This window comes from Micromonospora trifolii, assembly GCF_022229005.1.
GTDB lineage: Bacteria > Actinomycetota > Actinomycetes > Mycobacteriales > Micromonosporaceae > Micromonospora > Micromonospora trifolii.
In genome coordinates, this window is sequence record NZ_JAKKFD010000066.1 from 1 (window position 1) to 19,666 (window position 19,666).

Annotated in this window: 19 protein-coding genes; 8 read left to right on the forward strand and 11 right to left on the reverse strand. The window is 70.7% G+C overall.

The genetic code is table 11. The features are described 5' to 3' along the window. The 3 genes from NIE79_RS30720 to NIE79_RS30730 all read right to left on the reverse strand — a co-directional run. On the reverse strand, positions 1–855 hold an 855-nt coding region (locus NIE79_RS30720), incomplete at its 3' end, for a hypothetical protein (RefSeq protein WP_372471912.1). 733 nt (positions 856–1,588) lie between these two features. Beyond that, positions 1,589–2,464: a patatin-like phospholipase family protein gene (locus NIE79_RS30725; RefSeq protein WP_238681898.1), complete on the reverse strand. Its 876-nt coding sequence runs from the start codon at positions 2,462–2,464 to the stop codon at positions 1,589–1,591. 90 nt (positions 2,465–2,554) lie between these two features. Next, complete coding sequence (locus tag NIE79_RS30730; RefSeq protein ID WP_238681899.1) at positions 2,555–3,199, reverse strand: class I SAM-dependent DNA methyltransferase; 645 nt, start codon at positions 3,197–3,199, stop codon at positions 2,555–2,557. Positions 3,200–3,309: 110 nt separating this feature from the next. Between NIE79_RS30730 and NIE79_RS30735 the strand changes: the two genes are divergently transcribed. Continuing rightward, a complete protein-coding gene (locus tag NIE79_RS30735; RefSeq protein WP_238681900.1) occupies positions 3,310–3,864 on the forward strand; it encodes a DUF4240 domain-containing protein in 555 nt (184 codons plus the stop codon). A gap of 15 nt (positions 3,865–3,879) precedes the next feature. On the opposite strand, the gene NIE79_RS30740 is transcribed toward NIE79_RS30735, so the two are convergent. The 3 genes from NIE79_RS30740 to NIE79_RS30750 all read right to left on the reverse strand — a co-directional run bounded on the left by NIE79_RS30740 (position 3,880) and on the right by NIE79_RS30750 (position 6,739). After that, a complete protein-coding gene (locus NIE79_RS30740) occupies positions 3,880–5,412 on the reverse strand; it encodes a hypothetical protein (RefSeq protein WP_238681901.1) in 1,533 nt (510 codons plus the stop codon). A 130-nt stretch (positions 5,413–5,542) separates the two neighbouring features. Continuing rightward, positions 5,543–5,803, reverse strand: a complete 261-nt coding sequence (locus tag NIE79_RS30745; protein WP_238681902.1) for a hypothetical protein — start codon at positions 5,801–5,803, stop codon at positions 5,543–5,545. A gap of 318 nt (positions 5,804–6,121) precedes the next feature. Further along, on the reverse strand, positions 6,122–6,739 hold the full coding sequence (locus NIE79_RS30750; RefSeq protein ID WP_238681903.1) for a pyridoxamine 5'-phosphate oxidase family protein: 618 nt from the start codon (positions 6,737–6,739) through the stop codon (positions 6,122–6,124). Positions 6,740–6,906: 167 nt separating this feature from the next. Between NIE79_RS30750 and NIE79_RS30755 the strand changes: the two genes are divergently transcribed. The 3 genes from NIE79_RS30755 to NIE79_RS30765 are packed head-to-tail and all read left to right on the forward strand — an operon-like array spanning position 6,907 to position 9,076. Beyond that, on the forward strand, positions 6,907–7,410 hold the full coding sequence (locus NIE79_RS30755; protein ID WP_238681904.1) for a DUF2231 domain-containing protein: 504 nt from the start codon (positions 6,907–6,909) through the stop codon (positions 7,408–7,410). Then, positions 7,410–7,961: an Hsp20/alpha crystallin family protein gene (locus tag NIE79_RS30760; protein WP_238681905.1), complete on the forward strand. Its 552-nt coding sequence runs from the start codon at positions 7,410–7,412 to the stop codon at positions 7,959–7,961. Before NIE79_RS30755 ends, NIE79_RS30760 begins: the two co-directional genes overlap by 1 nt. An 8-nt stretch (positions 7,962–7,969) precedes the next feature. After that, positions 7,970–9,076, forward strand: a complete 1,107-nt coding sequence (locus tag NIE79_RS30765; RefSeq protein WP_238681906.1) for a glycosyltransferase family 9 protein — start codon at positions 7,970–7,972, stop codon at positions 9,074–9,076. A gap of 1 nt (position 9,077) precedes the next feature. On the opposite strand, the gene NIE79_RS30770 is transcribed toward NIE79_RS30765, so the two are convergent. Both NIE79_RS30770 and rfaE2 read right to left on the reverse strand, forming a co-directional pair. Then, positions 9,078–9,956 carry a glycosyltransferase family 2 protein gene (locus NIE79_RS30770; RefSeq protein WP_238681907.1) on the reverse strand — a complete coding sequence of 293 codons (879 nt, stop codon included), beginning with the start codon at positions 9,954–9,956 and terminating at the stop codon, positions 9,078–9,080. Further along, positions 9,953–11,788 (reverse strand): D-glycero-beta-D-manno-heptose 1-phosphate adenylyltransferase, encoded by a 1,836-nt coding sequence (gene rfaE2 / locus NIE79_RS30775; RefSeq protein ID WP_238681908.1) that lies wholly within the window; start codon positions 11,786–11,788, stop codon positions 9,953–9,955. Before rfaE2 ends, NIE79_RS30770 begins: the two co-directional genes overlap by 4 nt. 191 nt (positions 11,789–11,979) lie before the next feature. On the opposite strand from rfaE2, the gene NIE79_RS30780 reads away from it, so the two are divergent. Both NIE79_RS30780 and NIE79_RS30785 read left to right on the forward strand, forming a co-directional pair. Then, complete coding sequence (locus NIE79_RS30780; RefSeq protein WP_238681909.1) at positions 11,980–12,522, forward strand: type 1 glutamine amidotransferase domain-containing protein; 543 nt, start codon at positions 11,980–11,982, stop codon at positions 12,520–12,522. A 168-nt stretch (positions 12,523–12,690) separates the two neighbouring features. Beyond that, positions 12,691–14,367 (forward strand): MDR family MFS transporter, encoded by a 1,677-nt coding sequence (locus NIE79_RS30785; protein ID WP_238681910.1) that lies wholly within the window; start codon positions 12,691–12,693, stop codon positions 14,365–14,367. 53 nt (positions 14,368–14,420) lie between these two features. Here NIE79_RS30785 and NIE79_RS30790 read toward each other — a convergent pair whose 3' ends face one another. Beyond that, the gene (locus NIE79_RS30790) at positions 14,421–15,053 is read right to left on the reverse strand and encodes a TetR/AcrR family transcriptional regulator (RefSeq protein WP_238681911.1); all 633 of its coding nucleotides are present in this window, start codon (positions 15,051–15,053) and stop codon (positions 14,421–14,423) included. A 125-nt stretch (positions 15,054–15,178) separates the two neighbouring features. Here NIE79_RS30790 and NIE79_RS30795 point away from each other — a divergent pair, with 125 nt between their 5' ends. Further along, on the forward strand, positions 15,179–16,213 hold the full coding sequence (locus NIE79_RS30795; RefSeq protein WP_238681912.1) for an aldo/keto reductase: 1,035 nt from the start codon (positions 15,179–15,181) through the stop codon (positions 16,211–16,213). A 35-nt stretch (positions 16,214–16,248) separates the two neighbouring features. On the opposite strand, the gene NIE79_RS30800 is transcribed toward NIE79_RS30795, so the two are convergent. Then, the gene (locus NIE79_RS30800; protein ID WP_112735496.1) at positions 16,249–16,740 is read right to left on the reverse strand and encodes an NUDIX domain-containing protein; all 492 of its coding nucleotides are present in this window, start codon (positions 16,738–16,740) and stop codon (positions 16,249–16,251) included. Between the two features lie 71 nt (positions 16,741–16,811). Here NIE79_RS30800 and NIE79_RS30805 point away from each other — a divergent pair, with 71 nt between their 5' ends. After that, a complete protein-coding gene (locus tag NIE79_RS30805) occupies positions 16,812–18,446 on the forward strand; it encodes a fatty acid--CoA ligase (RefSeq protein ID WP_238682123.1) in 1,635 nt (544 codons plus the stop codon). A 184-nt stretch (positions 18,447–18,630) separates the two neighbouring features. Here the strand turns inward: NIE79_RS30805 and NIE79_RS30810 are convergent, their stop codons facing one another. After that, positions 18,631–19,641, reverse strand: a complete 1,011-nt coding sequence (locus tag NIE79_RS30810; protein ID WP_238681913.1) for an NADPH:quinone reductase — start codon at positions 19,639–19,641, stop codon at positions 18,631–18,633. Positions 19,642–19,666: the final 25 nt, after the last annotated feature.

The window sequence follows — 19,666 nt, forward strand, 5'->3', positions numbered from 1 at the left end:
CGTTGGCGCCTTGAGCGCCTGCGTCGCCTTGCGGGCCTTGGGCGCCGGTGGCGCCTTGAGCGCCTGCGTCGCCTTGCGGGCCTTGGGCTCCGGTGGCGCCTTGAGCGCCTGCGTCGCCCTGGAAGCCTTGAGCGCCTTGAGCACCTGCGTCGCCCTGAGGGCCTTGGGCTCCGGTGGCGCCTTGAGCGCCCGCGTCGCCTTGCGGGCCTTGGGCACCCGCGTCGCCCTGAGCGCCTTGGGCGCCGGTAGCGCCTTGGAAACCTTGAGCGCCTTGAGCACCTGCGTCGCCCTGCGGGCCTTGAGCGCCGGTGGCGCCTTGAGCACCTGCGTCGCCTTGCGGGCCTTGAGCGCCGGTGGCGCCTTGAGCACCCGCGTCGCCCTGGGGACCTTGAGCGCCGGTGGCGCCCTGGGCGCCGGTAGCGCCTTGGAAGCCTTGAGCGCCTTGAGCACCTGCGTCGCCTTGCGGGCCTTGAGCACCCGCGTCGCCCTGCGGGCCTTGAGCACCGGTGGCGCCTTGAGCACCCGCGTCGCCCTGGGCGCCGGTAGCGCCTTGGAAGCCTTGAGCGCCTTGAGCACCTGCGTCGCCTTGCGGGCCTTGAGCGCCGGTGGCGCCTTGAGCGCCTGCGTCGCCTTGCGGGCCTTGAGCGCCGGTGGCGCCTTGAGTACCCGCGTCGCCCTGCGGGCCTTGAGCGCCGGTAGCGCCTTGAGCGCCTGCGTCGCCCTGTGCGCCTTGAGCGCCGGTGGCACCTTGGAAGCCTTGGGCGCCTGCGTCGCCCTGAGCGCCCGTGTTGCCCTGAGCGCCTTGCGCGCCAGTGTTGCCCTGAGCGCCTGCGTCGCCCTGGGCACCCGCGTCACCCTGGGCGCCTTGCGCACCCTGGGCGCCTTGGGCGCCATGCTTGTCGTGCTGGTAGTCGTCCTTGTCCTTGTCGTGCCCACCCCAGGGGCTCTGCCAGCCCTGCGGACCGTAGTCCGTTTGTCCGTCGGGGTACTGGTCCCACGAATCGCCGGGTCCGTCGTCGTCTTGGCGGACAGCTGACCAGGATGACGGCCACCCGCCGCGTTGGCCCAGCGGACCGGGCGTACCGATGTGTACGTCCTGTGCGGACGGCTTCGTCTCCACCGGTTGCGAGGCGGCTGCGGGCCCGCCCGTCATCCCGACTACCAGTAGGGCGGAGCTGAGCCCTGAAGCGGCCCGGCCATGGTTCAGGCTGCGCCGAAGCCGTCGGTTGTTACTCATGACCCCTCCAGAGCCACCCCGGATACACCCAGAGCTGCCTACTAGTCACCCGACGTTATTCGTTGGGCGAGTCGTAGCGTATTCGACTGATTGGTCGGTCTAGAGGGCTTTTGGCGGTAGTTGGGTACATTTTGGAGAATGCGGAACTTCCTTGCGATACGGGCATAAGCCCTGGCCGCAGCATTGCGGCCGCCGATCCCAAGGACTTGTCACGTTCGAGGGTGGATGGCCGCCGCGACCCGGAGGTTCGTCCCGGGCCGGCCGGTGGGCCGCGGTAGGCCCGGTACGCAAGCTGGGGAGTCGCCACCGTGCCTGTCGCGTACCGGACGACGGCACGCGGAGACCTGGGTGTCAGCCTCGCGGTTCCCGCCCCGGCTCTGTCTCCGCAAGTGCGGCGGCCACCCGGGGCGCCTCGTGTCGGCCCTGCTCGCGGGCTGCGGCCACGAGCGCGGGCACGACGGATGGGTCCATCACGCTGCTCCCCTGGGCTTGTTTGGAGGCCGGGTCCCGGAGCAGCAACTCCACCCGGCGACCCGTTCCCAGCGCGGCTCGCTGCTTGTCGATGCGCGCCCAGGGTCCGATCGCGGCGGTGCTCGGCGCGAGGGCGATGACCGGGCCGTTTCCGGGGGCGAGGTCGAGGTTGAGTGTCGACCGCATGCCACCGTCCATGTAGCGGCGACCGTCCATGCTGACCGGGGCGGCGGAGATCGGCATGGCGCAGCTCGCGGCGACGGCGTCGACCAGGGGGACGCCGTCGTGCCGGGTGATGGTGCGACTGGCGCCGGACTCGGTGTCGACGACCACTATGCGAAGGTCGGCGTCGTTCGGCCAGACGTGGTTGGGCAGGCGGGCCTCGGCTATCCGGCGCTGCCGGGACGGGTCGTCGATGCGTGCAGCCTGGGCGAGTCGACCGAGGCGGCGAGCGGCCTGCTCGGGGCTTCGCGCGAACAGCTGTGCCCGCGCGAGCCGAAGCAGGTGGAGAAGGCTCAGCGCGGGGGAGGTTTCGTGGGCGACGCCGCCGAGTTGGCGCTCGAAGAGTTCCGGGAGGGGGGTGCCGCTGGCGAGCTGGGCGCCCACGACGGCACCGGAGCTGGTGCCGATGAGGACGGCCTCCGGGGCCACTGTCACGCCCTCGTCCGCCAGCCCGGTGAGGATGCCGACTTCCCAGGCGATGCCGGCAACTCCACCACCGCCGAGCACCCAGACGGGCCGAGCGTCATCCGTCATCAGTCGCCTCATTCGACGTCGAATACTGCTAACGCTGTACGCAGTTTAGGGTAACGGCGGTGACGGAGGATTGGCAACGTGCGGTGGCGTTCAGGGCTCCCGTCGTCCGACGATGATCCCGCCGAGCCGGCTCTCCGCCGAGGTGACTGTGGTCTGCGAGTCGATCGTGAAGCCGCTCTGTCGTAGCCAGGCCGCCACCTGGGCTGGCTGCCGACGATGGACCCGCACGTTCATCGGGTGCCCGCCGTAGCCCTCTGTCTTGAGGGTCGTTTCGTCACCCACGTGGAAGCCGAGCAGCAGCGGGCCACCGGGCCGCACCACCCGCCGGAAGTGGGCGAGCACGACGCCGATCTGGTCGTCGGGGATGTGGATGAGGGAGTACCAGGCGACCAGGCCGGCGACCGAGCCGTCGGCCAGGTCGAGGTCGGTCATCGAGCCGACCTCGAACCTCAGCTCGCTGTGGTCACGGCGGGCAACGTCGATCATTCCGGGCGAGAGATCGATCCCGAAGGCGTCGACGCCGAGTGTGTGTAGGTAGGCGGTGATTCGCCCCGTCCCGCAGCCGATATCCGCGACCGGCCCGCCGCCGGCACCCTGCACGCGCTCGGCGAACGACGCCAGGACGGCTCGTTCGTGCGGTGCCTCCGCCAGGAGGTCACGTACCAGGTGCGCGTAGCTGACCGCGACGGTGTCGTAGGAGGTGCGGGTCGCTGTCAACCAATCGTCGTCGTGCACCAGGCAACGCTAGAGCAGCGGTACGACGACCGGCCGATGTGGAGAGCCGACGGGGCTGGGGGTCCTGTGATGGCGGCGGAAGTGTCGGCGGCGGTCGATATGGTCCGGCGGTGACCGTGACCACCGATGCCCCTGGGACACTGCCCACCCCCGCCGACGAGGCCCGGCTGTGGGCACTCATCGAGGCGGCCTGGGCCGAGTTGGGCGCCCAGCCCCTGGCGCTGCGGCAGGCCCTCGTCGAGCGCGACCCCGCCGGCGACGACGGCGATGACGATGACGACCCGTCCTACGCGATCGACGCCTGGCTTGATGCCTTCCTGGGCCACCTCGGGCAGTTGACCGTCGAGCTGAGCGGGCAGGAGTTGACGGATCTCGACCGGGTGGTGGAGCGCAAGCTGCACGACATCGATCGGGAGGACATTCACGAGGTGACCGACGGGTCGGACGACGGCTTCCTCTACGCCCGAGGTTTCATGGTGGCCCTGGGGCGGTCGTACTACGAGGCGGTCCGCGCCGACCCCGCGATGGCTCTGCTGGACGCCGACTGCGAAGGCATGTGCTACTTCTTCGCGCACCTGCACAACGACCGGTTCGGTTCGTGGCCGGAGACCGGCTCGGGGATCTCCCGGGAGTCGTTCGGCAACCCGGCCGGCTGGTCAGCCTGATCGTTGCGGTCTGCATCAGGCCGGTTTGCGCTGCTGAGGTGGCGCTGCTTGCGTCGCCGGCAGTTCGATTCGGCGGAGGCTGACCACCGAGACGCCCGGCGGAGTGCTGGTATACCGCTCCAGGTTTTCCAGCAGGCCCTGGTGGCGCGCGTGTGCCTTGCAGACGCTGTCCAGATACTCCTGCCGGATCCGCGCGGTCCCCATCACGATGCCCTGGCGTGCCCGGTCGACCTGTTCCTGCCGCCCGGTGTAGATCCACACCACGTCGGGCACCACTGTGCCAGCCGGCACCGAAAGCCCGGTGGTGAGCACTGTGCGATGGTAGTTGCCCTCGCGTTTGTCCAGCTCGACGAGTTGCTCTCCCCGTACGAGGATGAGGATTCCGTCGAGCGCCGCCGGCGCAGCGGCGTCCGGCTCGGCATTGAGGAACAGCACCTGGATCTCGGGCTCGTCGCCGCTCGCCAGGTCCTGGTAGCGGATACGACCCGGTCCGGTGTTGTCGGTGCAGACACTCCACGTCCGGCGCCAGCCGTCCAGGGTGGCCCGGCAGTAGTCGACTCCCTCCCGAGCGGGCCGACCGAGCAGGTCGCTGACCGTCTCGGGCGCGACCAGTGAGCCGTACGCGAAGATCCCGTACGTCGCCGGCTCGTCGAAGCGATCCCAGCCGCGCCAGTCGCGAGGCCGTCGGGTCAGGTCCGGTTCGATCGGCACCGCCCTACCCTCGTGGAAATCCTTTGCCAGCGCGTAGCTGTGCTGGTCGTGGACGCTGATGTTCAACCCGGCGACCCTGGCCTCCACCACGACGAAGATGTGGAAGGTGCGACTGTCGAGCTGCCGGCCCTGCACACTCGTCGCCCGCCCGTCGCGCAGAGGCGCCTTGAGCGGGATCCAGAGGGTCAGCGGCATGCACGAGTCGACCCGAGGCCACACCCGTTCCTCCACCTCGGTGGCCTCCGGGCTGAGCACCTGGAGCTGCTCGCGTTTGAAGAAGGTGCTGCCGTCGATGAGCGACGTGGAACGGAAGGCCAGGTAGGCCCGTGCCCGGATGTCGCTGAGCGTGACGCCGTGGATCTTCTTGTAGAAACGGATCGCGATGATTCCGTCCGTGCTGACCTGCACCGGCCCGGCGGTGTCCGACCGCAGCTCGGCGAGGCTGGAGAGACTTCCCTTGGCTCGCCAGGTGAAGAACTCAGTGGCGAAGACCCGGATCATGACGATGCCGATGATCGCGGCCGGGGTGACCGCGCCGAGAAGGCTCGCCAGCGTGGCGAGGAATTCGTGCCAGGTGTTCCCGTCCTGTCGGGGAAAGTCCTCCGCGCCGAGGAGCGATCGGGCGGTCGCCAGCCAGGTCTGCGGAAAACCGTTCGGTCCGCCACTGTCGGTCGGCTCGGGGCCGGTGGTGAGCATCGCGGCCACTGTGAAGGCCGCCGAGACGGCCGCGACGAAGAGAACCAGCGCCGTCACCAGCTGCCAGGCGGAGGCACGAGCGACCCAGAAGCGGCCGGCCCTGCGGATGACGGGGTGCGAGCCAGGCCAGTTCGTCCTCATTGGACCCCCTCCCAAGAGGATCCAGCGTAGGCGTGCGAGCGTTATCGGTGACTGTCATTCAACAGACATACCGATCGCCACGAGATCGCCGCGCGCCGTGCCACAGTGCCGCAGGTGGTCGGGCGGAACCTCACGCCTTCTCGAGCACTATCAACCGGTACTCCAACCACCGCCGTGACAATCCAGCCTGCAAGGCAGAGCCGCCAATCATGTTGGCCCAGAATGGCACCTCGACAAGACGGTTGCGAAGCCGCGGAAGTGCGGCTGTGGCGCCGACGGCCAGCTTGATCACGCGGTCGCGGGGCCGCCCGAGGTGCAGGTATGGGGTGAGATCCAGGTCCTCGACCAGGCGTAAGCCAGCGCGCTCGGACATGACGGCCAGCTCGGCCACTGTATGCAAGCTTCCGATTCACCAGGGACGGGATCAGGTTCTCCAACGACGGTGAGTGAACGACCGCCTCCACGGCGACCATGGCGTCGTAGTGGGATTCCGCGGGCAGATCGGCGAAGTCGGCACAGATCACGCCACAGCGGCCGGCAAGTCCTTCGCGGGCGAACCGCTTCGCAGGGACCTGCCCACGCAAACGCTCGATGATCAGGCGGTTGACGGTGTCCATGGCCGCTGCCGTGTTCGCGACGTCCGGCGTCCAGACACCGCGATGGATGGCGTCACTGCCCGGGCTCTCGGCAAGGTCACCCCCCCCGGAACTCAGACGTAGATCTTCGAGGCGTACGCCGGGCCGTAGTGCCGTTCCAGGTCTTCGAGGCTCTCCGTCGGGGCCTCGACCTCCTTGATCAGGCGTGCCCGGGACGGCAGTGCCTCCGGCTGCCAGGTCTCCGGCCGCCACAGCGCGGACCGCAGGAACGCCTTCGCGCAGTGGTAGAAGATCTGCTCGATCTCCACCACCACGGCAAGCACCGGCCGGTGCCCCTTGACCACCATGTCGTCGAACCAGGGCGCGTCGCTGACCAGGCGGGCCCGGCCGTTGATCCGCAGGGTGTCGGTACGCCCGGGGATCAGGAAGAGCAACCCGATGTGCGGGTTGTCGAGGATGTTGCAGTAGCCGTCGGCCCGCTTGTTGCCGGGCCGCTCGGGCAGCGCGATTGTCGTGTCGTCCAGCACCAGGGCGAACCCGGCCGGGTCGCCCTTGGGTGAGACGTCGCAGCTGCCGTCCGCGCCGGCCGTGGCCATCAGACAGAACGGCGAGGCGCCGAGCCACTCGCGGTCCCGTTCGTGCAGCTGGGCGCGTTCCTTGTTGGCGGCCCGCGCGTTCGGCACACCGAGCAGCTCGCGCAACTCCTCGTGCGACGTGATCTCCACCGTCACGTTGATCCTCCCTCAGCCGTTGACCCGGTGGCGGGCACCACCGTCGTCAGCCTAGGCCGCCGTGACCAGCGCGAGGTTTGTGCCTGGTTGCCGGGGGTACGGCCTCACCCGACGTGCTCGCCGCAAGCAGACCGTTCCGCAGGACGCCGACCAGTGGAGGCCGGGAGATGGAGAGCCGACTCAAGGTGCTGGGTCACCCAGTCCATCCGATGCTGGTGATGTTCCCGGTCGCGCTGCTGGCCACGGCGGTGCTGTTCGACGTGGTGGACACCGTCGGCGGTCCCGACTTCCTCGGCGAGGTCGCGTACTGGAACATCACCGTCGGCCTGATCGGCGGCCTGCTCGCCGCTGCCGCCGGCTCGTTCGACCTGCTGGCGATCCCGACCGGCACCCGCGCCAAGCGGGTGGGTCTGCTGCACGCGGGCGCCAACGTGGCGGTGATCCTGCTCTTCGCCGCCGTGTGGGCGGTGCGGCTCAACGCGGATTCCCGGGCCGCAGGCGGGTCGCTGGTCGCCATCGAGGTGGTCGCGCTGGCGATTCTCGGCATCAGCGCCTGGCTCGGTGGCGAGTTGGTCGACCGGCTCGGTGTGGGCGTCGACCCCGACGCCGGCTTGGACGCGCCCAGCTCACTACGGCCGCCGACGGCCACCCAGCGGATCGGAGAGGTGTGATGAGCGAGCAGCAGTTTGGCGGCTTCGGCCGGGGGTGGCGCGGCAACCGGCAGCAGGGCTGGGACCCGATGGGGGAGTTGCAGTCGCTGCGCTCCGAGTTGAGTCGCCTGGTCGGTGGTCGCGGCGGGGCTTCCGACGTCGAGTTGACCGAGACCTCGGACGGCTGGGAGGTCGTCGTCCGGCTGCCCGGGGTGGCGCCGGAAGAGGTCGCCGTCGAGTTGGACGACCGCGAGTTGTGCGTGCGGGCCCGCTCGGAGGCGGAGGTCAACGCCGACCAGGGCATTCCCGGCGGCTTCGAGACGCGCGGCTTCGAGTACCGGGTCAACCTGCCGGCGCGGGTCGACCCGGACACCATCGACGCGCTGATGGACCATGGCCTGCTCCGGGTCCGGCTGCCGCGGGCGACCCGGCCCGCGCCGCGCACCATCACCGTCGGCCGCACCGGGCCGCGTTCCGGCGACCTCTCCACGGGTACGCCGATGCCAGCCGATCCCGCCGCGGACCGGGAGCTGCACCGCCCGGACACCGCAGGCGAGATCGACCGGCCGTAGCGGGCCGGGTGGTCACCCCGTCCGTGCTCGGCCCGACGGCGGAGCGCCTTCCCGACGTGCGGCGGATCGCCGTGCTGCGCGCCAACGCGCTCGGTGACTTCATCTTCGCCCTGCCGGCACTGGAGGCGTTGCGCAGCGCGTACCCCTCGGCGGAGATCGTGCTGCTCGGTGCGCCGTGGCACGCGAAGCTCTGGCGCGACCGGCCCGGCCCGGTGGACCGGGTGCTGGTGGTGCCGCCGGCAGCCGGCATCCGCACGCCGGAGGCGGGTGAGCCGGAGTCGTCGATCGACGACTTCGTGGCCGCTGCCGCCGGTGCGGAATTCGACCTGGCGGTGCAGATCCACGGCGGGGGTGCCAACTCCAACCCGCTGATCAGTCGGCTCGGTGCCCGGTTGACTGTGGGTCTGCGCGCCGACGACGCGCCTCCGCTGGACCGGTGGCTGCGCTACGTCTACTACCAGCACGAGGTGATCCGCTACCTGGAGGTGGTGGCGCTGGCGGGAGCGCCGGCCATCACCATCACACCGACGCTGGCGGTGACCGACGCCGACCGGGCCGAGGCCGCTCAGGTGCTCGGCCCGGCGGGCCGACCCCGTGTGGCGTTGCATCCGGGTGCCACCGACACCCGCCGTCGCTGGCCCGCCGAGCGCTTCGCCGAGGTGGCCCGTGCGCTGCACGAGGACGGTTACGAGGTGCTGGTCACCGGCACGCCCTCCGAGCAGGAGGTGGTGGACCGGGTCGTCGCCGCGGCGCAGGTGCCGGTGCGACCGCAGGTGGGCACGCTCAGCCTTGGTGGGTTGGTGGGCTGCTACGCCGACTGCGCGCTTGTCGTCTCGAACGACACCGGCCCGCTGCACCTCGCCGCCGCGGTGGGCGCGCCAACTGTGGGGATCTTCTGGGTCGGCAACCTGATCAACGGGGCCAGCCCGCTGCGGGGCCGGCATCGGCCGATCAGCTCGTGGACCGTGCACTGCCCGGTCTGCGGTGTCGACTGCACACCGGGCATCTACCCGCACCGGCCCGGCGACGGTGAGTGCCCGCACCGGGACTCGTTCGTGACCGACGTACCGGTGATCGAGGTGCTGGAAGCCGCCCGCGAGCTGCTCACCCGGTAGGTCAGGCCGGCTGCGGGGTGTCCTCCTCGGCGAGGACGACCTCCCACGCCTCCACGTCCCGCTCGGTGACAGTGGTGGGGGACTCCAGGTGGTACGCGCCGCTGGGCAGGATGCCCGCGCCGCCGTGGCGGGACAACACGGCGAGCTGCGCGGCCACGTCCTCGCCCTGGTGCTTCTCCTGCACCCGACGCCAGAAGTCGAAGCCACCGGAGTCGACGAGCTTGGCCCGGTCGTAGAGCACGCAGCCGCCGATCCAGGAGACCTTGTACGCCCGCCACGTGCCCGGCGGCAGCGCCAACTGTTCGGTGATGTGCAGCAGGTTCGCGGCCGAATGGATCCGGGCCCGGTTCCATTCCGGGGTGCCGGGTCGGATCCGTTCCGGTGTGGGCGGGCCGGCCCACTCCTCGTAGTGGCAGTGCGATTCCGGCCGCACGTCATCGGTGTACGAGAGCCCGTGCACGCCGTTGCCGACGAACCCGCAGCCCAGCTCACCGATCGCGGTGACCAGTCGGTGCAGCGCACCGGCTTCCAGCCAGATGTCGTCGTCGAGGCTGAGGACGTACCGGGCCGCCGAGGCGGCGAGCAGGTACGCCCGGTGTTCGGCCAACCCTCTTCGGGGCAGCCGGCGGGTCAGCAGCACCGGGTGACCCCGGTGGCGCAGCGCCCGGACCATGGTGGCCGCGGCGGGATGCGTGTACGCCGGATCCCCGTCGGACTGGTCGCTGACGACCACGCCGAAGCCGGGTACCCCGTCCTGGGCGGCGAGCCCGCCCAGGGTGACGGCCAACTCGGCGGGCCGGTTCCGGGTCGGGATCAGCACGTCGACCAGCCGGTCGGCGCGGAACTCCTCCGGCGTGCCGAGGTCGAGGGGGCGGTTCACGACGCCTGGGTGCGGGTGTGCAGCGACGGGTCAGGCTCCCGGTCGTCGAGGTGTGGCGACGGGTCCTGGCTGTGCGACCGGATCCGCTCGATGATCGCGGAGGTGGACCGGTCCGGCACGTACCCCAGGGTGCGCACCTGGCCGCCCAGCCGGCGCACCAGCGGCGCCTCGGGCACCAGCTCCGGCGGATAGTCGCCGCCCTTGACGTACACGTCCGGTCGGACCGCCTTGATGAGCGCGGCGGGTGAGTCCTCCTCGAAGACCACCACGTGGTCCACGCAGGCGAGCGCGGCGAGCAGGGCACCCCGGTCCTCGACCGGGTTGACCGGCCGGTCCGGGCCCTTGAGCCGTCGTACGCTGCCGTCCGAGTTGACCGCCACGATGAGCAGGTCGCCCAACGCGCGGGCCTGCTCCAGGTAGCGCACATGCCCGCGATGCAGCACGTCGAAGCAGCCGTTGGTGAAGACCACCGACCGTCCCGCCTCGCGGTACTCGGCGACGATCGCGTCCAACTCGTCGCCGCCGACCAGCGCCGGGTGGCTCGTGGTGTCGGTCGGCTGGTCCAGCGCGGCGAGCAGGTCGTCCCGTCGACACACGCAGGTGCCGGTGTCCGAGACGGTGATGGTGGCCGCCAGTTGGGCGAGTTGCGCGGCGGTGGGCAGGGGCGCGTCGGCGGCCAGGGCCAACGTCATCGCCGCCAGGTACGCGTCGCCGGCGCCCACGGCGTGGCTCGCCGGCACCGGGGTGCTGTGGCTGCGTCGCGGCTCCCCGTCGGCGCCGCCGACCACAGCGCCCTCGGTGTCCAGGGTCACCGCGACCACGTCGGCGCCGGTGTGCGCCCGTAGCTCGGCCAGCCTCGACTCGGCCAGGACGGCCCGGTCGACGCCCTCCCCGGCCCGGGTGTTCACTGTGACGCCGGTGCCGGTGACGCTGAGCCCGTCGCCGGTGAGGGCCACCCGTCCCTCGCCCGGTGTGGGCTCGCCGACCGGTCCCGGGCGGTCGGCCCGGGCCACCTCGGCGGCCGTGTCGTCGACGCGTACCGCGCCCGGGGCCGCGCCGACGGTCATCTCGGAGGGCCCGTCGACCGGGTCGCCGTCCGGGTGTTCCAGGTGCAGTTCCGCCCCGCCGGTCGGTCGGGTCGTACCGCCCGCGCGGGCCAACAGCCGGGTCGCCTCGGCGAAGCTGGGGGTGACCACTGTCGGCGCGAGGCCCCGCCAGTCGGCCAGGTCGTGGGCGTCCAGCGCGACTGTGGCGTACCGCTGGCGGTTCTCGACCAGCCACGCGCGGACCGGCGCGGGCAGCGCGCCCAGGCCGTAGTCGCAGACCACCAGGGTCGGTGCCTCCCCGCCGGCGGCGGCGCGCAACTCCTCGGTGGCGCAGCTCAGGGCGGTGAGCAGCCGGGTCACCCCGTCGTGGTCCAGGGCGTCCTCCGGGTCGCCGGAGTCCTCACGCAGCAGGATCTGGTTGCCGGCCAACATCCGCCGCTTGACCGGGGTGGGTCGCCCAGGCTGGTTGACGGTGCGGTCCCAGACGCTCGCGCGGTCCAGGCAGTCGTGCAGTTCGTCCCCGGCGACGTCGGCGCCGACCGGTGCCACCAGCACCGCCCGTCCGCCGAGGGCGGCGACGTTGACGGCGGTGTTCGCGGCCCCGCCGGCGGCGGAGATCCGCCGGCGCAGGGTGAGGACCGGTGCGGGCGCCTCCCGGCAGAGCCGGTCGGAGTCGGCGAACCGCCATTCGTCCAACATGGCGTCACCGACGATCAGTACCGGGCGTCCGAGCCAGCTCTCCACGACGGTGGCGAACCGGCGCTGTTCCGCTGCTGCTCCTGCCATGCCTCCCCGGGTCCCCAGCGGCCTGGGGGACAAACCTGCGCGCCGACCGGTCCCGCCGCTGGCCAGGCGACCTTCGACGGCTCCTGACCGGTCCTCGCCGGTGCGGACCGGTCCGCACCTGTCCGACCTGTTTCGGGCGTTCGAGGGCGGGAAGGGGATTGAGGTACCCCCCGGAAAGGAGATGTACCGAGATGGCAGCGACATTGCAGGGCAAGCGGATCGCCTTCCTGGCCGCCGACGGCGTCGAGGAGGTCGAGTACGTCCAACCACGCGAGGCGGTCGAGACCGCCGGCGCGACGGCCGAGCTGGTCTCGCTGAAGCCCGGTTCCATCCAGTCCTTCAACCACCTGGACCACTCCAAGACGTACGACGTGGACGTGACGGTCGACAAGGCCGACGCCGCCGGCTACGACGCGTTGGTGCTGCCCGGAGGGGTGGCGAACCCGGACTTCCTGCGGGGCGACGCGGACGCGGTGCGGTTCGTGAAGGCGTTCTTCGACGCGGGCAAGCCCGTCGGGGTGATCTGTCACGGCCCGTGGACGCTGATCGAGGCGGACGTGGTGCGCGGCCGGCGGATCACCTCCTGGCCCACCCTGCGTACCGACCTGACCAACGCCGGAGCCACGTGGGTGGACGAGGAGTGCGTCACCGACGGCAACCTGACCAGCAGCCGCAAACCCGACGACCTCCCCGCCTTCTGCGCGGCAATCACCAAAACCTTCACGGCCTCCTAACCCCTCACAACCCCTCACAACCCCTCGGTTGATCATGAAGTTATTGCCACCACGCGCGGCGTGTCGTGGCAATAACTTCATGATCAACGCTGGCGGAGCGGGTGCGGTACCGGGTTGGTTTTTTGGTGGTTCGGCGCATGTTCTGCGGCTCGCGGGATAGAAGGCCACATGACCACCGAAGCCTCGGATGCGCCGGTGCTGAACCGTCAGCAGATCCGGCTGCTCATGTTCGGCCTGATGACCGGCATGCTGCTGGCCGCACTCGACCAGACCATCGTCGGTACGGCGCTGCCGACAATCGTGGGCGAGTTGGGCGGAATCAACCACTACTCCTGGGTGGTCACCGCGTACCTGCTCGCCTCGACCGCGTCGACACCGCTCTACGGCAAGATGGCCGACCTGTACGGGCGTCGGCCGGTCTTCCTCTTCTCGATCGGCACGTTCCTGGTCGGGTCGTTGCTGGCCGGGCTGTCGCAGAACATGACCCAGCTGATCATCACCCGGGGTATCCAGGGTCTCGGCGCCGGTGGTCTGCTGACGCTAGCGTTCACCATCATCTCGGACGTGGTGTCACCCCGGGAGCGTGGCCGCTACCAGGGGCTGTTCGGCGCGGTCTTCGGGATCTCGTCGGTCGCCGGGCCGCTGGTGGGCGGTTACTTCGCGGAGACCGACTGGCGGTGGATCTTCTACATCAACGTGCCGCTGGCGATCCTGGCGATCGTCGTCTGCTACCACGTGATGCGGTTGATCCCGTTCGAACGTCGGGACCACTCGATCGACTGGCTCGGCGCCGGCCTGCTGGTGGCCGGGGTGAGCTCCCTGCTGCTCGCGTTGAGCTGGGGCGGCAACGAATACGCCTGGGGCTCCGGCGTGATCATCACGCTCTTCGTGGTCGGTGCGGTGCTGGGGGTGCTCTTCGTCCTCCAGGAGGCCCGGGTGGCCGAGCCGATCCTCCCGCTGCGGCTGTTCCGGAGCGCCACCTTCGCGTTGGCCAACTCGGCCCTGCTCATCATCGGTCTGGTGATGTTCGGTTCGATCATCTTCATTCCGCTGTACCTGCAGATCGTGAAGGGCGCCTCGCCGACCCGAAGCGGTCTGCTGATGCTGCCGATGATGGCCGGCATCATCATCACCTCGATCCTGACCGGCCGCGCGATGACCCGGATCGGCCGGTACAAGTGGTTCCCGGTGGCCGGTTCGGTGACCCTGCTGGTCGGCATGTTCCTCTTCACCCAGTTGGAGGTGGCCACCTCGCTCTGGGTCGCGTTCGGGTTCATGGTGGTGATCGGCGTCGGGTTGGGTCTGTGTATGCAGTCGCTGATCCTGGCGGTGCAGAACGCGGTCTCGGTACGCGACCTGGGGGCCGGCACCTCCTCGGCGACCTTCTTCCGGTCGCTGGGCGGTTCGTTCGGGGTGGCGATCCTCGGCACTGTGCTCTCGTCCCGGCTGACCGGCGGGCTCGCCGACCGGTTGCCTGGCGCCATCGCGCAGCTCCCGCCGCAGGAGCAGGCGGCCGTGGCGGCGAGTGGCGGCGCCAACATCTCGATCAACGACCCGGCCACCATCCTGGCCCTGCCGGGGCCGGTGCGCGCGGCCATCCAGGGCGCCTTCGTCGACGCGCTGGACATGGTCTTCCTGACCGCCGGCCTGATCGCGATCGTGGCGGTGGTGGTCACTCTGGCGCTGCCCAACACGCAGCTGCGGGGTGCCGGCCCGAAGGGTGCCACCGGTGGCGCCGACCCGCTCGGCGGCGAGGCCCCGGCTCCGGGCGGCAAGCCGTTGACCCGCGAGTCCAAGGAGGAGGCCGCCGCCGACATGGAGGCCAAGTCCCAGACGATGATCTGAGTGTCCCGACACCGACCGCCCCGGACCACTCCGGGGCGGTCGGTGTCAGCCGGTCAGGCGGGGCGGCGGTAGGCGCCGTACCACCAGGTCGCGGCCAGCTCCCGGGCGGCCGCCGCGTCGGTCCCGGGGTCGGGCGAGGTCGTGCTGACGTGGTCGGCGAGGAAGCGGTCGCCGCCAATCACGATCAGCCGGCTGGCCGTCGTCACGTCCAGGTCGGCGGGGGTACGCCCGGCCTGCTGCTCGATCCGGAGCACGTCGATGGTGCGAGCCACGAACTGCTCCAGCCCGGCCGCCCAGTACTCCCGGACCACCTCGTCGTACGCGGCGACCTCGCTGATCGCGGCCAGCACCGGGGCGTACGTCCGGTATATCCGGATCACGTCGGCGAAGACCTCGGTGAGCCGGGCGAGCGGGTCGCCGGGGCCGCCCGGGTCCCAGTCGCCGGTGCGGTCGAACGAACTCTCGCGCATGGTGCCGGCGAGGCGCATGAGCAACTCGGTCTTGTCCCGGAAGTGGGTGTAGAAGGTCGACCGCGCCACACCGGCCTCGGCGGCGATCCGCTGCACGCCGAGGTCGGTGAAGCGGATTCCCTCCTTCAAGAGCCGTTCGGTGGCCGCCAGCACCCGCGCTTCGACTGCCGCGCGTCCGTCGGGGTTGCGCGGGCGGCGGCGGGTGATCGAGGGCATAGCCGGAATCCTAGGTGGCTGGGGGTCGGGTGGGCGACGTACGCTCGTTGCCGGACACAGTGTCCGACATAGTGACCACGGAGTGCCTGACCTCGGCCTCCGACCCACCACGAGGAGCAACACACGTGAAGTACCGACTGTTGGGCACCACCGGGGTGTACGTCTCGGAGATCTCGCTCGGCGCGATGACCTTCGGCGGCAGCGGGCACCCGCTCTGGGGCACCCTGGGTGGGCTGGCGCTGCCCGAGGTGCAGCGGCTGGTGGACACCGCGCTGGACGCGGGCGTCAACTTCGTCGACACCGCCGACGGCTACAGCGACGGCGAGAGCGAGGAACTGCTCGGCAAGGCGCTCGGCAAGCGGCGTCGCGACGTCGTACTGGCGACGAAGGTGCACTCCCGGACGGGCCCCGGCCCGAACGACGTCGGCACCTCCCGGCTGCACATCATGCAGAACCTGGAGGACAGCCTGCGCCGGCTGGGCACCGATCACATCGACCTGTACCAGATCCACAACTTCGACCACATCACTCCCATGGAGGAGATGCTGCGCGCGCTCGACGACGCGGTCCGGCAGGGCAAGGTCCGCTACATCGGCGCCGCCAACTTCGCCGCCTGGCAGATCTCCAAGGCGCTGGGCATCTCCGCCCGGGAGAAGCTGGCCGGGTTCGTCTCGGTGCAGGAGTACTACTCCCTGCTGGGCCGGGACGTGGAGCGCGACGTGGTGCCGATGGCGCTCAACGAGGGTGTCGGGCTGACCGTGTGGAGCCCGCTCGCCGGTGGTTTCCTCTCCGGCAAGGTCAGCCGGGACGGCGCCGTCGCCGACAGCGGCGCACGCAGCGCCCAGCCCGGCTACGCCAGCTTCACCCCGTTCGACCCCGAGCACGCCTTCGGGGTGGTCGACGTGCTCAAGGGCGTCGCCGAGCGGCACGAGGTCAGCCCGGCCCGGGCGGCTGTCGCCTGGCTGCTGTCCCGGCCGGCGGTGACCAGCGTGATCGTCGGTGCCCGCAAGGAGGAGCAGTTGGTGGACAACATCGCCGCCTCGGACCTCACCCTGACCGCGGAGGATCTCACCGAGCTGGACGAGGCCACCAAGCTGCCGGTCGCGTACCCGAACTGGATCCAGGAAGGGTTCTTCGCCGGGCTCCGCCTGCCGCAGTGAGGCACGGCCCCGGGGCCGGTGGCCCCGGGGCCGCCCTACTTGAGGATGAGCCGGTTGGTCTGCTCGAAGACGTCCAGGTCGGCCAGGGTCTCGATGACCGAGGTGGAGAGTGGGGCGGGGAACCGGTCGCGAGCGAAGAAGCTGGCGTCGGTGGTCTCGTCGGTGACCCGGGCCAACTGCCCGTCCCACTCCTCCACCTTGAACGCGGTGGTGAACACCTGGTACGTGTGGCCGTACATGTTGGTGCTCGTCCGGTCCGGGCCGGTGTAGAGGGCGAACGCGCAGACCCGCAGCGCGCGCAGCCCGGTCTCCTCGCGGACCTCGCGTACCGCGCAGTCGGCGATGGACTCGCCCAGTTCCATCGCGCCGGCCGGCATGGCCCACTGGCCGTTGTCCGAGCGTTTGATCAGCAGGATGCGTCCGGCGTCGTCGTTGACCACGGCTCGGGCGCCGACGAACATCAGCGTCCGGTCCCCGGCGAGCGCGCGCAACTGCCCCACGTATGAGTCGGCCCAGGAGATGCTCACCTGCGACAACTTACGGGGGTTCCCAACGTGTGACCGCCGACACTAGCTTGTTACCCATGCGTAGCACGATGATGGACGCCCCTCTGCAGATCTCCCGGATCCTCGACCACGGTGCACTGGTGCACGGCACGGCCGAGGTGGTCACCTGGACGGGCGCCGAACCCCGCCGGATGACGTACGCCGAGGTGGGCCGGGCCGCCGCCCGGCTGGCGCACGGGCTGCGCGACGAGTGTGGGGTGACCGGCGACGAGCGGGTCGCCACCTTCATGTGGAACAACAACGAGCACCTGGTCGCCTACTTCGCGGTGCCGAGCATGGGCGCGGTGCTGCACACGCTCAACATCCGGCTCTTCCCCGACCAGGTCGTCTACATCGCCAACCACGCCGAGGACCGGGTGGTGCTCGTCGACAGCACGCTCATTCCGCTGCTGGCCCGGGTGATCGGTGAGCTGACCACTGTGCGGCACGTCGTGGTGGTCGGCGGCGGCGACCCGGCGCCGCTGGTGGCGGCGGCCGGCGACCGGATCACAGTGCACCACTGGGACGCGTTGCTGGCCGACCGGCCCGAGGTGTACGACTGGCCCGAGGTCGACGAGCGCGACGCCGCCGCGCTCTGCTACACCTCGGGCACCACCGGCAACCCGAAGGGCGTGGCCTACTCGCACCGGTCGATCTACCTGCACTCGTTGCAGGTCTGCATGCCGGAGGGTTTCGGTCTCGGGCCGACCGACCGCGAGTTGGCCATCGTGCCGATGTTCCACGCCATGTCCTGGGGCCTGCCCTACGCGGCCTTCCTCTCCGGCGCGTCGCTGATCATGCCGGACCGGTTCCTCCAGGCCGCGCCGATCGCCGAGATGATCGCCGCCGAGCGGCCCACCCTGGCCGGTGCGGTGCCGACCATCTGGACCGACCTGCTGGCCTACCTGGACACCCACGACGTGGACACCTCCTCGCTAACCGAGGTGATCGTCGGTGGCTCGGCCTGCCCGCCGGCGCTGATGCACGCGTTCGACGAGCGGCACGGCATCGATGTCATCCACGCCTGGGGGATGACCGAGATGTCCCCGCTGGGGTCGGTGTCGCGCCCACCCGCCGGTGCGACAGGTGAAGAGGCCTGGCGCTACCGCTACACCCAGGGGCGGGTGCCGGCGGGCGTGCAGGCGCGGATCGTCGGCCCGTCCGGCGACCCGATGCCCGCCGACGGCACGGCAGTGGGCGAGCTGGAGGTTCGTGGGCCGTGGGTGACCGCCCGGTACGTCGGTGACGACGCCCCGGACGAGGAGAAGTTCCGCGACGGCTGGCTGCGTACCGGCGACGTGGGCACCCTCTCGCCGGACGGGTACATCAACCTGACCGACCGGGCCAAGGACGTGATCAAGTCCGGTGGTGAGTGGATCTCGTCGGTGGAGTTGGAGAACGCGCTGATGGCCCACCCGGCGGTGCTGGAGGCGTGCGTGGTGGGGGTCCCGGACGAACGATGGGACGAACGTCCGCTGGCCACAGTGGTGGTCCGGGAGGGCGCTTCGGTGACCGCCGAGGAGTTGCGGGACTTCCTGGCCGGGTCGGTGGCGCGCTGGCAGTTGCCCGAGCGCTGGGCGTTCATCGACACGGTGCCGAAGACCAGCGTCGGCAAGTTCGACAAGAAGGTCGTCCGTTCGCGGTACGCCGAGGGTGAGCTGACTGTCCGGGAGCTGACAGCCCCGTAACGTTTTCCCCGGCACTGTCGCCTGTTGGGGCGGGAGTACTCCTGAAACCCTCCCCAGGGGCGGCCCCGGCGTTCGCACCGCGCCGGGGCCGCCCGCTCCACGCGGGGTGACCCGCACCGTCATTGTTGCGAAAGTTGTTCGCTTCTGTCCTGCTGACGGGGAAATCGGGTGGTCAGCGACCCGATCAGGCGTCGCTGGTGGTGATCAGCACCTTCCCCACCGTCGAGTCCTCCACCGCCTGGTGCGCCGCCGCCGCCTCGGCCAACGGGTAGTAGTGCAGCGGCAGACCGGCGTCCGCGCCGACCCGGATGCCACCCTGGCTGGCCGCCGCCGCCACGTCCTTCACGCCCTGCGCCTTGGCCGCCTTCGGCTCGGTGTAGACCAGCACGAACTGCCAGCGGGCGTTCGGCGCCATCATCGCCCGGATCGGGATGCTCACCTCGTCCCCGCCGTTGTCGGCGTACATGCAGACCGCGCCGCCGTGCCGCAGCACCCGTGCGTCGACCGAGGCGTTGCGGGCGGGGGAGACCTCCACGATCGTGTGCACCCCGTCGGGGGCGATCTTGTGGACCTCCTCGACCACGTCCTGCTCCCGATAGTTGATCACGAAGGAGGCGCCGGCCGAGGCAGCGAGCTGCGCCTTCTCCGCGCTGCTCACAGTGGCGATCACAGTGGCGTCGGCCCAGCGGGCGAGTTGGATCGCGGCGTTGCCGACAGCGCCCGCGCCGCCCTGCACCAGCACCGTGTGATCCGCCAGCGCGCCGGCCCGCAGCGTGTCCGGCATGAACTCGCCAGCCGTCAGACAGCGGTGCGCGGTGAGGAACGGGATGCCCAGGGCCGCGCCCAGCTCGAACGGAGCGGGGCCGAGGCGTACCGCCTGCCGGACCGGCACCAGCGTGTACTCCGCCGTCGTGCCCCACTGTCGCTGCCAGGCGGCCTCCCAGACCCACACCCGCTCACCGATCAGGTCGGGGTCGACCCCCTCGCCGACCGCCTCGACCACCCCCGCGCCGTCCTGCCCGGGGATCTGCCACCCGTTCGGCGGGGCGTTGCGGCGGGACTTCCAGTCGGTCGGGTTCACCCCGGAGACCGCCATCCGCACCAGTACCTCGCCCGCGCCCGGCTCCGGCACCGGCCGGTCGACCAGCTCGAGCACCGAAGGGTCGCCGTTGCGCTCGTACACGATGGCCTTCATCCGTGGTCTCTACCCGGCTCGACCC